At 42.6% G+C, this 15,344-nt stretch carries 9 protein-coding genes and 1 pseudogene; 3 read left to right on the top strand and 7 right to left on the bottom strand.

The features are described 5' to 3' along the window. Complete coding sequence (locus PHA78_RS01160) at positions 1-714, top strand: hypothetical protein (RefSeq protein WP_272158355.1); 714 nt, start codon at positions 1-3, stop codon at positions 712-714. Positions 715-1,127: 413 nt separating this feature from the next. On the opposite strand, the gene PHA78_RS01155 is transcribed toward PHA78_RS01160, so the two are convergent. Beyond that, complete coding sequence (locus tag PHA78_RS01155) at positions 1,128-2,156, bottom strand: LPXTG cell wall anchor domain-containing protein (protein WP_029175768.1); 1,029 nt, start codon at positions 2,154-2,156, stop codon at positions 1,128-1,130. Positions 2,157-2,426: 270 nt separating this feature from the next. Continuing rightward, on the bottom strand, positions 2,427-2,498 hold the full coding sequence (locus PHA78_RS12505) for a hypothetical protein (RefSeq protein WP_231640516.1): 72 nt from the start codon (positions 2,496-2,498) through the stop codon (positions 2,427-2,429). A gap of 214 nt (positions 2,499-2,712) precedes the next feature. On the opposite strand from PHA78_RS12505, the pseudogene PHA78_RS01145 reads away from it, so the two are divergent. Further along, positions 2,713-2,934, top strand: a pseudogene (locus tag PHA78_RS01145) (transposase); the annotation flags it as partial. Positions 2,935-2,940: 6 nt separating this feature from the next. On the opposite strand, the gene PHA78_RS01140 reads toward PHA78_RS01145, so the two are convergent. From PHA78_RS01140 to PHA78_RS01120, 5 genes are all read right to left on the bottom strand, one after another. Further along, complete coding sequence (locus tag PHA78_RS01140; RefSeq protein WP_029175767.1) at positions 2,941-3,861, bottom strand: 1-phosphofructokinase family hexose kinase; 921 nt, start codon at positions 3,859-3,861, stop codon at positions 2,941-2,943. A 96-nt stretch (positions 3,862-3,957) separates the two neighbouring features. Next, positions 3,958-4,587 (bottom strand): NAD(P)-dependent oxidoreductase, encoded by a 630-nt coding sequence (locus tag PHA78_RS01135; protein WP_029175984.1) that lies wholly within the window; start codon positions 4,585-4,587, stop codon positions 3,958-3,960. 124 nt (positions 4,588-4,711) lie between these two features. Further along, on the bottom strand, positions 4,712-5,131 hold the full coding sequence (locus PHA78_RS01130; RefSeq protein WP_272158354.1) for an Rrf2 family transcriptional regulator: 420 nt from the start codon (positions 5,129-5,131) through the stop codon (positions 4,712-4,714). Next, positions 5,115-6,209 (bottom strand): DNA polymerase IV, encoded by a 1,095-nt coding sequence (dinB, locus tag PHA78_RS01125; RefSeq protein WP_272158353.1) that lies wholly within the window; start codon positions 6,207-6,209, stop codon positions 5,115-5,117. Before dinB ends, PHA78_RS01130 begins: the two co-directional genes overlap by 17 nt. Before the next feature lie 420 nt (positions 6,210-6,629). Further along, on the bottom strand, positions 6,630-12,692 hold the full coding sequence (locus PHA78_RS01120; protein WP_272158352.1) for an endo-alpha-N-acetylgalactosaminidase family protein: 6,063 nt from the start codon (positions 12,690-12,692) through the stop codon (positions 6,630-6,632). Positions 12,693-12,971: 279 nt separating this feature from the next. Here PHA78_RS01120 and pflB point away from each other — a divergent pair, with 279 nt between their 5' ends. Next, on the top strand, positions 12,972-15,317 hold the full coding sequence (pflB, locus tag PHA78_RS01115; RefSeq protein WP_024376804.1) for a formate C-acetyltransferase: 2,346 nt from the start codon (positions 12,972-12,974) through the stop codon (positions 15,315-15,317). Positions 15,318-15,344: the final 27 nt, after the last annotated feature.

The following is a 15,344-nucleotide window of genomic DNA, read 5'->3' as shown; positions in this document are numbered from 1 at the left end:
ATGAAAAAGATATTCAACTACTCAGTATTGTTGCTCTCTGTAACCTGTCTATTGACAGCTTGTTCAGCAAAAAAACAAGAAAGCCAGACAGAAGCAACCACCAGTAAAACGACCCAAGCAAGCACCAAGCAGACTAGTTCCTCCAAGCCTGCTAGTTCCTCCAAGCCTGCTAGTTCCCAAGAAACTACAACTAAAACCAATTCATCAGCAGAGGCTAGTCAACAAAACCAGGAAACTCAGAACTCTCAAGTCGAAGAAAGTGTCCTAAGTACCGAAACGACTCACACTCAGCTCCTAACCCTACCAGCTACCACTATTCCCGACAGTCTAGTTGGAAAATGGCAAGGAAGTAGCCAACAAGCGCGTAATATTGAGGTAACTATCAGCGCAGACGGTACCTTTACTACTTATGAAGATTTTCGACTTAGTGAAAACGAGGAAGGAGAACACCTCATCCATACCTACACAGCTCGAGTTACAGATCTAGTTGAATATGCTCCAAACCACTACCTAATCCGCGAGGCAGAGGGGGAATATTCGGCTCTTCTCCCTGGAATGACTGGATTGGGAGGAAGAATTGCACCAGGATTTATCCTAGAAGGTGGACAATACAAGGTTGTTATGTGGGGAAATCCTGCTGATCCTGCTGCCGAAGCTAAATACAACCTAGTATCAGAACCTAATGTTTTTGTAACCTTGGATAAGGTAGAGTAACCCAAAGGTTTATTCCCCTATTCTCTAACAAACTTAAAGGAATATTCGTGCATCCCTTTCCGAGAAGAAGACAAACATCTTATTTACAGTGTTTGTCTTTTTCTATTGTTCTCTATTTCGCTCTCCATAGAAATAAAGATCGGAGCAAGTCAGCAATAGCCACCTGTTCTTTAGAAGAGTAGCGCACTTGTGAGGAAATCGGCTATTTTATGCTCAATGAAAATCAATGGGATCCTAGGGTCGACCTGAGTTCAGCAAGGTAAGTTGACTACAGATATGTTTAATTTCAAAAAGTATTACCGACTAAGGTAGGCTTGGAACAAAGAGTGTCATCATCCTTCCCAAATCCTCCCATCTGCACAAAAATAAGGAGGGGAAACCCTCCTTAAGTGTGATTAGTTACTGATGATTGATTAGTTTTCTTGTTTTTTGGCAAGCACTGCTGCTGCACCAAGAAGTCCTAGAGCCGTAGCAAAATAAACTGCTGTAGATGCTTCTCCTGTTTCTGGAAGTTTTGCTGATGATGTTGCTGCTTTAGCTGTTGGTACTGCTGCAGCCACTTCTGCTTTAGGAGCTTCAACTTTAGGAGCTACAACTGGCGCTTGTGCTGGTGCAACTGTAAGTGTTGCTGGGTCAATTACTGGCAGCTCTGCTGCTGTTACACTAGCACCTTTAGAGAAGAGATACTCACCTGCTTCATCTTTAGCAACTTCTACAGTTGGTAATTCTTCAGCTGTTACACTTTCACCTTTAGCTGTTTCCAAAGCTGGCAACTCAGCTACTGGAAGAGCTGGTGCTGTTACACTCTCGCCCTTAGCTGTTTCAATAGGAGCACCAAGTGTTGCTGGGTCAATTGTTGGAAGCTCTACTGTCGCACCTTCACCCTTAGCATAAAGATAGAATTCTCCATCTTTACCACCTACTTGCACTTCTGGAAGCGCTTCTGCTGTTGGAGCCTCAACTGGTGTGTTTGTAAAATACAAACCATTTTCATCCAAGGCAACCGCTACTTCATTTAATGTTGGTGCGGTAAGGCCCTCACCATGTTTTGTGATATCTACAGTACTTGGGTCCAAGGCTGGCAATTCTACTGATGCAGTCACACCTGTACCGTGCGCATAAACATATGGCTCACCATTGTCAAAACCAAGTGCTACTTCTGGAAGTTCCGCAGTCACACCCTCGCCATGTTTTGTGATGTCCACCGTACTTGGATCCAAGGCTGGTTTGTAGTCAGAGTTCAATACGCTGCTACCTTTTGCTGTCAATTCACCTGTATTGATATTGAAAGTTGGGATTGGATCTGCATAAGCACCTGTACCATGTGCAGTTGCTACACCAATCTCATTAGCTGATACAGTTGTTCCTACAACCGCAAGAGCTGCCAATGATACCAAACCAATAGAGGTTTTTCTCAAAAGATATGTTTTCTTTGTTGACATAATGTCACCTTCCCTTATATATAATCTACATTTGAAATAAAGCTGAGATAATGTTTCACCATTATCCGTGGCTCTTATCCTAACCATCACCCTATAAATGCAATGATTACAGTTATTATACCCCCCCCCCGATATTTTTGTCAAGTTTTTTATTGTATTTTTTATCATTTTCTTTATGTAATTTTTTGAAAATTTTCTCAAAATCTTTCTTGTTTTTCTGAAAATAAAGGGGAACAAAAAGGACCATTTAGGTCCTTTTTTGTATGTAGATTATTTTCTTTTCTTGAGCAAGGCTGCTGATCCAAGAAGACCTAGGCCACCTACAAGCGAAAGAACTGTCATCACTTCACCAGTTTCTGGAAGTTTTTCTGATGCTGTTGAAGTTGTTTTCTTCTCTGCTGCTTTTGTTTCAGTTGCTTTAACTGTTGCAGGGTCAATTGTTGGCAAAGCGGCTGCCTTAACGCTTTCACCTTTGACAGTTTCCAAAGCTGGTAATGTTGCAGTTACACCTGTACCTTTAGCTGTTTCTACAGCACCTTCGCTTGTTGGAAGGTCTGTTGTCACGCCAGCCTCTGTCCATGATATCAAGGTGGTTTATGAGCTATTAGAGGGGTGTAAGCAATCGGTTATCTTAGGTGATTTAGGCTACCTGAGCAGTGAACTCAAGAAGGACTTAGAACAAGAAGGTTACCATCTATGGACGCCATTTCGACAAAACATGGCAGGGGCTGAAGAACATAACGATTGGAAAGTGATGGCCATGAGACGAACTGAGGAAATATTTTTAAACCTGCTCTAGAACAACTTTACCCGCTATCTCTGCAAACTGCTCTGCTTCAACCTCTGGGAAGTAGTTAAGACAGTTAGCAGTTGCAAAGGCTGCTGCCTCTTTCAAGAAGATTTCAGGGTCTTGTCCTTGGCTGATACCCTTAACTAGCAAGCCCAGGTAAAAATCTCCTGCCGCAATGGGATTGCGTGTTTCTTTTTTAGGCGACTGGATACGGAAGTAACGCTGGCCAATCTTAGCCAAACTGCCCTTTCCACCCATGGTAATGATGATATTCTCATGAGGAGTCACTTCTTTCAGGATACCTAAAATAGCTTCAGGACTTTCTTCATCCAGCTCTGGATAAATATCTTTCAGCTCTTCATTATTGATTTTGATAAGGGCCGGTCTAGCTTGATAAGCCGCACGTAGAGCTGGTCCACTGGTGTCCACTATGGTCATAACCTCTGGGTATTTTTCAATAAACCGCTGAATATAATCATCCGGCATCCCCTTCATCAGACTACCTGAAAAGACTAGGATGTCGCCAGCCTCTAGGCTATTTTCTATCTGCTGGGTAAATTGGTCAAGCAGGTCCTCTGTTAGTTCAAAACCTTTTTCATAAAATAGTACTACATCGCCTGTACTGGTTTCTACGTAAATATTGCAGGTTCTTGTGTTCTGATTATTTTCAACGACCTGCAATTGATTTCCCTTTTGGACATTGAGGTCTTGAATGTAGCGACCAATCTGCCCACCTAAAATGGTATGGATAGTGTAGTCTGCCACTCCATTTTCTCGAAGTGCATAGGCTACGTTGAAACTTTTTCCACCAGGATAATCCCTCACTTCCGTCGGTCTCAGGGGAATATTCTTTTCAATCTTTTCCACAAGAAGCGTGCGGTCTAGGGCTGGATTGGGACAAATCAAGTGAATCATAGGGAACTCCTTTTTTGTTTTATACATATTATTATACTATATAAAACAAAAAATAAAAAAGATAATTCCACGAGGGGAACTATCTTTTCTACTATTTTATGATGCAAAAACCGAAATTCGTTCCTGCTGGTAGCCACCTTTTTCCGCAATGTCAACCAAAGCCACAGCATAGTCGGCATAACTAATATAGCTTTCACCTTGGGCATTGACTTGGAAAACCTCGCCAGCCAAAGTGTAGGCACCTGCTTTTTGTCCTTCTGCATCAAAATCGGCTGCCGGGCTGATATAGGTCCAGTTAACTGCTGTCGCCTGACGATAGAGGTCTAGACCAGCACCCATAGCCTCAGCGATTGGCAGGTAGTCCGCAGGGAAATCTGGTGTATCTTTCAGCATAGCTGTCTGGCTCTCGTCTAAATAAAGACTGCCTGCACCACCAACTACTAAAAGACGGGTTGGACTACCAGCAAGGATAGTCGCTAGATGCTCAGCAAGACGAGCGTGATCCGGCAAGGTTTCTGGTGTCCAAGCACCAAAAGCATTGACTACTACATCAAAACCAGCCAAATCTTCTTTGGTAAGAGCAAAAGCATCCTTCTGGATTACTTCTTGGGCTACGCTTTTATTTTCAGAACGGACAATAGCCGTCACCTGATGACCACGTTCTAATGCTTCCTTTGCAATAGTTTGACCTGCTTGACCATTCGCTGCAATAATAGCAATTTTCATATTGATACCTCACTTGTTTCGTTGTAATAACTTTACTTACAACGTAAGTATAAATCATTTCGGTTGTAATGTCAATTGTTACAGCTCGAAAATTAAAAAAATCATCACAAGGATGATTAAATACCTATAATTCTGCCAATAAATCAACAATGGTCGTGTGTTCCAACTCTTTTTCCAGAGCCGACTGGGCATTTTCCAAACGGCTATCTAGCAGGGGATGGATAGAGCGGCCGACCTGACAGGCTGGATTGGGTTGTTCATGAAAACCAAAAAGTTTCCCTTTTTCTCCAAATAACTCTACAGCCTGATAAATATGAAGGAGGGTAATTTTATCTGGATTTTGGGCCAAACGTGCCCCACCTACACCACGCGCCACCTGAACCAAACCAGCCTCTTTCAACTGGGACAAAATATTGCGGATGATGACTGGATTGACACCTACACTTCCTGCAATGCTGGTACTGGTCTGTTTTTCCTTTTCTCCCTCCAAGGCTAGCAAGACCAAGATATGACTAGCAATGGTAAATCTACTCGAAATTTGCAATTCTACTTTCTCCTTCCATAAAATTGGTAACGGTCACTCCTAGCAAGCGAACACCTTTCTCAGCCTGTCCAACTTCTTCAAAAAGCTGACGGATTTCTTTCTCTATTACTTGAGCTTGATTGGTCGCTTCTTCCAAACTATGCCGCTTTGTCAAGGTTGAAAAGTCACCATAACGAACCTTCAACACAATGGTTCGTCCTTTTTTCTCATTTCTTTCTAAACTAGCTGCTACTCGTTGGCAGAGACTGATTAGCTCTTTCAGGACATCCTCCTCCCGATAAAGAAGTTTGCGATAGGTTCTTTCCTTTCCAATTGACTTACGAACACGGTCCACTTTAACGGGCGAATTAGAAATCCCCCTCGCTTTCCGATAAAGGTCGAAGCCAAAACGACCAAATTTATCAATCAAGGTCATCTCTGGTACATCCAACAAATCCTTCCCTGTGTAAACCCCCATCTCATGCAGGCGTTCCACCGTCTTCTTCCCCACACCGTGAAATTTTTCAACAGGCAGGGAGGCGAGAATACCAACAGCATCCTCAGGCAAAATCAGGGTCAGCCCATGCGGTTTTTCCATATCCGAGGCAATTTTTGCCAAAAATTTATTGTAGGAAACACCTGCGGAAGCTGTCAAATGGAGTTCATTCCAGATGTCGTATTGAATGAGTTTAGCGATTTTGACCGCTGAGCCAATTCCAAGCTTATTTTCTGTTACATCCAAGTAAGCCTCATCAATAGACATGGGCTCCACCAAATCAGTATAGCGATGGAAAATTTCTCGAACCTGTCGCCCAACTTCCTGATATTTTTCATAATTGCCAGAAATGAAAATCGCCTGAGGACAACGCTCATAGGCCTCTTTTGAGGACATAGCCGAGTGAATCCCAAAGGCACGCGCCTCATAATTACAGGTAGACACCACTCCTCTACCGCCAGATAATCTTGGGTCAGCCCCAATGATAACAGGTTTGCCCTTCAAAGCAGGATTATCCCTGACCTCAATAGCAGCAAAAAAAGCATCCATATCTACATGAATAATTTTTCTAGATAAATCATTGATTAGGGGAAAAATTAACATGGACACTCCTTTCTGCTCCTTACTACTAGACATATTATAGCCTATCTAGCAAATTTTTTCATAAAGCGAACATTGACGGGCAAGTAGTACTCAATGAAAATCAAAATCAGACTAGGAAAGTCAGATGTAGATAGAACCCTTCTACTTTCGCATTTTTAGATATTATAGTCGAATGAATTAGCTTTCAGACAAGGAACTGAGGTGCAGGCTGTACTAGAGTACGGCAAGCCGAAAGTGACGATGTATCAAAGTTAATTCAAATGACTATAGAATTTTCAAATGTATAAACTTAGACGTGTCCTGGCTCTAATTCCATTTTGCTATAAGTTTGTGAAAAGGTTCGATAAACAATACAAAAGAGGCAGGTCCGAGACCCACCTCTAATGTATTTGGAGAACAAGCTATATTTTTCTGAAATGACTACTCAAATCGTCTTCTTCGAGCCGCCATAGCCATTAGACCTACTAAACCAGCTGCTAGGAGCAAGCCTTGTTCAGTTGTTTCACCTGTTTGCGGTAAAGTAGCTGAAGTAGCTTTTGCTGGTTTTGGACTAGCAGCTTCTTTCGCCAAGCTTGCAGGATCAATACTTGGAAGAGCCGCTGCTGTAGGAGCATAGTTAGGAACTAAGCCTCCATCGAAAGCAGGTAATGGTTCTGCTTTAACACTATCACCTTTTGCAATCACAAGCGGTGGCAAATCCCCTAACGGAAGAGGATCTGCTTTGGTACTTTCTCCTTTAGCAGTGACGATGTCCTCATCTTGTTTGACTGGCTCATCAACTGGCTTCTCACCTGAGCCTGGGTTTGCAGGTGTTTCACTAGCATTCAAGCGAGCAACTGTAGCATCTAAGATATTTGCTGTCAAAAGATTTGCAGCTTCAACAGAAGCCATAAAGTCTTCCACTTCTTTGACAAGAGCTGTCTTACCTGCTGAACGTGCTGCAGTAAGTGCTGCTTCATATGCTGCCTTATCAAGGGCGGCTTCTTCCTGAACAGGTGTCAAGAAACGGAATTCAGCAGCAGACATAAATTGATCTGCAGTATCACCGTATGAGGCAGTACCTGTAATCACAATCTTCTTAGCCTTAATTGTCTTACCGAAATCAATTGTCTTAGTAGCACTTGTTGCTGGCCAATCCGCACCAGTAAAGGTATGTTCCACATTTTGATCATCAGTAATTACCAATGTCAATGCTTTCAAGATACCGTTACGGCCTGATTGTCTCGGCACGTATTCAAAACGTTGAATGTCAACTGGTCTACGAAGGTTAACTGTCGCTGGCTCATTAATATGACGGCCATTCCATGGTGTGTGCCAGATAGTAGACGGATTGCCGTCAAAGGCTTTAGCTATTTCTTCACCTTCTTGAGCGTTAGCCTGAGCCAAGCCAATATCTTCGTTTGTGATCGCTGTTTTCTTCACTTGAAGATTTTGACGGGCTGTATTGGCAGTAGCAATCAAGGTACGAGCGTCTTCGATACTAATATCCTCAGGAGCTGCAGACACTGCTAACAAAGCTTCTTTGTACGGTGCCAAACTTGCTTGAGTATAGTTTTCATTCAAGACTGGAGTATTCAAGTTAAAGTAATCCGTTGTCAACAAATGACCAGTCAAGGTAACTTCTTCGATCACCAGATTATCCAGCATAAAGTCATTGTAGCCTCGGAAGTTGGCGTTTCCACTAGTATCTCCCTTGGTATCACCACCACGGCGAGTTGAGAAGATACCAACCCAAGTATTGCCAGACTCTGCACCTGTAACTAAGAAACTTGCTTTCTTAGCCTTATCACTATCTTCCCATGAATTGTTCAATGGATTCAGCGTTAGGCTACCGGCATCATTGTTATAACGTCCTTCACCGATAGCAAAGGCATAAGTTCCATTGGAACCAGCTTCATAATCAAAGCTTACACGATAGGCCTTGCCAGCTTCAAAGCGGAAGTTTTGAGGAATAGTTTGGTAAACAATGCTATTGCGAGCTGTCAGACCATTTGTCTTGAGTGACCATGTGCCTTCAATGACATCGTCCACCTTCTTACCATTCCAGCCACGTTGAGTGTATGGAGCATGTTTTTCTGCAAGGTGGGTACGGTTGTCCTCAACTCCTTCAATACCACCGATAACAAATGGGAAAATACCTTGTGGAACACTCTCAAAGTTTTGCTTAAAGGTACCAGCAGTTGTATTGTGACCTCCTGCAAACATCGTTGAGTCATTTTCAAAGACACGAATTTCATCAAAATAGGTTGCTGCAGCATCTGCATCGCGAGATAGGGTCAAGTGTACATTATCCACATTGTCTCCAGTTGTGAAGAAGACATACATATTTTGGAAGTAACTTGTATCCTCAACTGTCGCATTCTGTCTCAATGTGTTATGAGCATAGGCTTTAACGTAGTTCAGAGCAATAGACTCATTTGTATAGTTTGTAACTTCTGAACTGCCTGTATTGACTGTAATGCTAGCTTTTGCTGTACTGCGGTTGTCTACCCCTACATAAGCTGCATAGCTGGTATTTGGTTTCAGACCTGTCAATTTTTGACTGAGACTAACTTTGGATGTATTGCCTTGGATACGGAGCATATCGTTGGCACCTTGGGATTTGACCAAAGTAGCCTTGCTAGTATCACCTTCAATTGTCCAATGGTCTAACTTACCTGAGTTAAAGCCTTGGTCATAGATATGCATACCGTCGCTCCATGACATCTCTGGATTTGTCTGCGGAGATTTATATAGAACATACGGCACATTTGCATCAGCTTGAATGGTAATTTGACCATTTGTTACTGCCAATTCTTGAACATCTGTCTTACCAAGCTCAGTAAGTTTGTAGAGGTAAACCTTGTTACCAGTCCAATCTGAAGGAAGGGTCCAAGTTGTGGCACCTGCAGCAGTGTTGAAGTAATACATCTTATGATCTTTGGCTTCAAGATCCTGACCATTGGCATTCCAGTTCCATGGAACCAAGTAGGCACTGCCATCTTGGATTGTACGACCATTGAGGATTACTGTACGTTGGCGATAGCCTTCATTTCTCACATCATTTGACTTACGTCTGAGCAAGAGTTTGTTACCATCTTCATCTTCTAGACCAATTTCCATTTCAGGTGTCCATCTATAGGTTTCACCATGGTCTGTCATGGTAACTGGTGTACCGTTCTTCCAGCTTGTTACCTTAAAGTGCTGGATATACTTGGTCATCAGGTTGTTGGCAAACAAGTTGGTAATGTAACCATTATAGTCACTACGTCCTTGCCATCCTTCGAAATCTTTCATATCGTAGCCGCCAAGCAGTGGATAGTTGGCCGCACCACCATAAGCCGGGTAATCACCAACCCAAGAGTCTTTTTGGTGGTTGCGAATAAAGCGAACAATGTTACTGTTAATACCTTTTAGACGGTATCCGCCATAAGTCAAGTCTGCTGCCCAGTGTTGGAAGGTCGAGTCATACTCACCTGCATAGCCCCATTCAAAGGCATTTCTCCAACCCTGCATATTGATTTCCTTAGAAAGAATATGGGTTTCCCAAGCATTTTCGCCACCAGACTGGCCGTTACCCCATACATCGACATAGATAAAGTCTAAGCCGTCGCCCAATTCTTTCTTCAAATCTTCCCAACGTTTCAGACGGTTGTGAGCCAAATCGTAGTGACCACTGATATTGATACCTTGATCAATCCAGTTCCAACCATAAACGTACTCGCCATTTGCGTGACGACGAAGAATTTCTTCAGAGAAGTATTTGGATTCTGGATAGGTTTCAGATGCATTAACGTGAATACCTAATTTTGCGCCATATGGTTGCGATTTTTCAATCAAAGTCTTGAAGTCTTCTGTGCCACCGATACGTTTACCAATATCTGCATAGTTCAAGTGACCAGAGTCATGACCTTCACTACCATACCCTTTAAGAAGAACACTTTGACCTAGACCATCTGTATGAAGAGCAATCTTCTTAATACCATCCAAGGTCATCAGGAATGGGTTTTGCGCTTGTGAACCAAAGTTCATGGCAATACGGTAAGCTACCAATTCTGGTACGTATTCATGCCCTTTTGGATTGTTCATAATTTGACGGTAAGCAATAGCACCGTCTTGCCAGTCTACCACATTGTCTTCGTTAGCATCTTTTGTAAAGACAACCTTAGCACTTGGTAATTCCAAGGTGTAGGCTGGATATACAACACTGTTATGTGCCTTTTGCCACTGCCAAGGTGAGCTTGCAATACCGTAGTGGACACCTGTTTCACCATTTAGACTGTACCGTTCGCTGTTTGCAGTCAGACGAGTAAAGTCATCTGCACCACCTGTACCGTGCTGTGAATTGCTCCATACCGCAGCAGCTAGCTTATCAGTAGAAACAAATCCATACATAAATCCTGCACTAGAGCTTGGTGTATTGTCTTGCACATCTACGTGACGATCACCTGTTTGGTGAGTGTTAGTAGACATACGTGCACCGTCAAACTTAGCACCAGCCTGTGTGCTAGCTACCGATACCAAGTTATTATTGGCAAAGGAGATACTTTGTACCAATTTAGCGACATCATCAATGGTCTGACCAGGAGTTACTTGGTTACGGTTGTTTACTTCTGTCACATCAAAGTGCAACTCATTTCCAGCAACCTCTACCTTAACCTTGATAGCGACATTTAGTTTCTTAGCTTCATCAACAACATCTAGAACATACTCTGCAACTCTGTCACTTACCTTATTGAAAGTAACTGTTGGTGTAACTTCGTAATCATTGATTCTGAGGGTACGGATTGGATTGACTTGACCATAAACCTTTTCACCCTGCATCGTATATTCTTTGATACGTGGGAAGGCACGGTCAATCTTAGCAGTAAGAACATCTGAAGCAAGGGTCTCGTAGGCAACATTGCTATCATTTAGTACAATTGCATCTTCTGCTGTTGTTTCAACTGGTTTGACGCCGTCTTGGTTGTCTGCAACCACGTTAACCTTGGTTAGTTGTTGGCCATAGGTTCCCAATTTCAAGGCAATGCGCTTGTCATTTGCCAAGGCTTGACGAACTTCTGTTCCGACTGTATAGGTATCAAATAAGTTCTGACCATTGACAGTCGCATTTAATTGTCCATCTGACTTATAAGAAATCTCTAGGCGGTTAGTGCTTCCCTTAGTTGGTGCTTGAACACTGCGATTGCTGAGGTAATTACCTTGACCATTTACCTTATATTCCCAGAACCAACCACCACTGTCATAGCCGACAAAGATATGGTTGCGTTCATCCCTGTGTTTCAAATAGACACCAAAACGACCATGACCTGCTTCTGAATTTTCCACAAAGGTCACTGCAAGGTTGGCGTTGTCCGAAGCATCTACTGTCAAGCCTTCTTTAACAAACAAGGCTACATTCTCAGAATTGTTATTAGATGTAGTAGAAGCAAGGGCATTATAGCGAACACCATTTACTTCTACGACACCAACTGTTCCTTGAACAGTCGATGCTGGACGCCAGTCTGGACCAATGGTTGTAGGAGCTGTATTTTCAGTTGCTACTGGAGTTGGTGTAGTTGGAGCAGTAGGTGTATTCGTCTCTCCTGTACAAGTTGTGGCATTCGTTATTGGCTGGCTAGCAGTTTCTGAAACTCCTTCTTGGTTTTTAGCAACAATATCTACCACTGTACGGTCAGCATCACGGCTAGTTACTTTTAATTTTGCTGAGCGTGTATTCTTCAAGTCATTCCAAGCTGCTTCAGGAATTTGCTTGGCAACAAATAATTCCTGAGCTTCAGTCATGGAATCTGAAATAATAGATGCAGAAATTTCCCCAGTAGATGTTAGGTTAACACTTAATTCATAGAGAACATTTCTTTCAGGAGCAGGTACCCGTTGCCCTTGGTACCATGTGCTTCCGCTTGGAGACTTGTACTCCCAGAACCAACCACCTTTATCATATCCAACTAGGACATGTTTATTTTGATCAGTATGATTGAGATAAACACCAAATCGAGCCTTTTCTGGCTCAGAACGTTCTACAAATGACAATGATACCTCCGCACTGCCATCTGCATTCATATTCAAGTCAGGATTTTCAAATGTTCCAATATTAGTCGAATTATCTTGGCCACTAACAGAAGACAAACGGTTGTAACGAATTCCTTCTTCTTCAACGACCTCAACTGTACCAGCCGGTGTAGAAGTTGGCGTCCATTCCGCAACGGCTTCTTGAGATTCTGACTGGGCAAAATTCAATTCCGTCCGTACTGCTTCTATATCCGTAGCAACTACCTCGTCTGTTTGGGAGCTATCTTGATCCACAACTCCTTCATTTGTATTGCTAACATCATTGTTTTCTATCGTCTCAACAGGAGTATCGGCAAGTGCTGTTCCCTCTGCCAATACTGTTCCACCTGAAAATAGAGAAATTCCTACGATAACTGACGCCGCACCCACTGTCAATTTTCTAATTGAATATCTATTCTTCTTAGAAAATAATTCCTTAGAGTAAGCTCTCATCGTCTGCCTCCTTTTTATCTTTTGTTATTAATATAATATACACATACATTCTACATGATAGCGCTTTCTTTGTCAATATATCAATCCATTATATTTGACCTCTGTTAGATATTTTAATATAATGATAACTTGAGAGACCGATGACTGGATTATTGGATTTATATTCCACTACTTGGAAAAAATTCCAATTTATTTTTCAGTGTTTTGTCTTGAAGAAAGTGCTTACATATGATATACTAAAATATGTGAAAAGTAACAATATCTTAAAGGAGAACCCTCATGTCAACAAAAGTTAAAACAAAAAATGTTGCTGAAGACATTTTCGCCCAAGCCTGGGAAGGCTTTAAAGGTACAGATTGGCAAGATAAGGCAAGTGTAACACGCTTCGTTCAAGCCAACTACACTCCATACGATGGAGATGAAAGCTTCCTCGCAGGCCCAACTGAGCGTTCACTTCATATCAAAAAAATCATCGAAGAAACAAAAGCTGGCTACGAAGACACTCGCTTCCCAATGGACGTAGATCGTGCTACTTCTATCGCTGATATTCCAGCAGGTTTCATCGATAAAGAGAACGAACTCATCTTCGGTATCCAAAACGATGAGCTCTTCAAACTCAATTTCATGCCACGTGGTGGTATTCGTATGGCTGAAACCACTCTTATCGAAAACGGCTATACTCCAGACCCACTCCTTCATGAAATCTACACAAAACACGCAACAACTGTAAACGATGGTATCTTCCGTGCTTATACAGCTGATATCCGTCGCGCTCGTCACTCACACCACGTTTCTGGTCTTCCAGATGCTTACTCACGTGGTCGTATCATCGGTATGTACGCTCGTTTGGCACTTTACGGAGCAGACTACTTGATGGAAGAAAAAGTAGCTGACTGGAATGCAATTACTGAAATCGATGAAGAATCAATCCGTCTTCGCGAAGAAATCAACCTTCAATACCAAGCATTGCAACAAGTTGTCCGCTTAGGTGATCACTATGGTGTTGATGTTCGCAAACCTGCGATGAACACGAAAGAAGCGATCCAATGGACAAACATTGCCTTCATGGCAGTCTGCCGTGTTATCAACGGTGCCGCAACTTCTCTTGGTCGTGTGCCGATTGTTCTTGACATCTATGCAGAACGTGACTTGGCTCGTGGTACATTTACCGAATCTGAAATCCAAGAATTTGTCGATGACTTCGTATTGAAACTTCGTACAGTGAAATTCGCTCGTACAAAAGCCTTCGACGAAATCTACTCTGGTGACCCAACATTCTTGACAACATCTATGGCAGGTATGGGTAACGATGGTCGTCACCGTGTTACTAAGATGGACTACCGTTTCTTGAACACACTTGACAACATCGGCAACTCTCCAGAACCAAACTTGACAGTTCTTTGGTCAGACCAACTTCCATATTCATTCCGTCGCTACTGTATGGCAATGAGCCACAAACACTCTTCTATCCAATACGAAGGTGTAACAACAATGGCGAAAGATGGTTATGGCGAAATGTCATGTATCTCTTGCTGTGTATCTCCACTTGATCCAGAAAGCGAAGACCAACGCCACAACATTCAGTACTTCGGTGCTCGTGTTAACGTTCTTAAAGCTCTTCTTTCAAGCTGGAACAACGGCTACGACGATGTTCACAAAGATTACAAAGTGTTCGATGGTGTTGAACCAAATACTTCTGAAATCTTTGACTACGATCAAGTTATTGCCAACTTTGAAAAAGCCCTCGACTGGTTGACCGATACATATGTAGACGCGATGAACATCATCCACTACATGACTGACAAGTACAACTATGAAGCAGTTCAAATGGCCTTCTTGCCAACTCACCTTCGTGCAAACATGGGCTTCGGTATCTGTGGCTTCGCAAACACAGTTGACTCATTGTCTGCTATCAAGTACGCTCAAGTGAAACCAATCCGTGACGAAGATGGCTTCATCTACGATTACGAAGTAACTGGCGACTTCCCACGTTATGGTGAGGATGACGACCGTGTAGATGACATCGCGAAATGGCTCATGGAAGCATTCTTCTCTCGCTTGAACAAGCACAAATTGTACAAGAATGCTGAAGCAACTGTGTCTATCTTGACAATCACTTCAAACGTTGCTTACTCTAAACAAACAGCTAACTCACCAGTTCACCGCGGTGTATTCCTCAACGAAGATGGTTCTGTTAACACTTCTAAAGTGGAATTCTTCCCACCAGGTGCCAACCCAACTTCTAAATCTCGTGGTGGTTGGTTGCAAAACTTGAACACTCTTTCTAAACTCAACTTCAAACATGCCAACGACGGTATCTCATTGACAACTCAGGTTTCACCAAAAGCTCTTGGTAAGACCTTCGATGAGCAAGTGAACAACTTGGTGACAATCCTTGACGGATACTTCGAACAAGGTGGTCAACACGTCAACTTGAACGTTATGGACTTGAACGATGTTTATGACAAGATTATGGCAGGTGAAGATGTTATCGTTCGTATCTCTGGATACTGCGTAAACACTAAATACCTCACTAAAGAGCAAAAAACTGAATTGACTCAACGTGTCTTCCACGAAGTTCTTTCAATGGACGACCACGCTGCTGAAGTTTCAGGTCAAGCTTAATCAAGCAAACACAAAAGGACTTGCACA

Source organism: Streptococcus sp. HN38, from assembly GCF_028335765.1.
Classification (GTDB): domain Bacteria; phylum Bacillota; class Bacilli; order Lactobacillales; family Streptococcaceae; genus Streptococcus; species Streptococcus suis_P.
The sequence above is the reverse complement of the archived record's forward strand: the minus strand, read 5'-3'. Positions and strand labels throughout refer to the sequence as shown.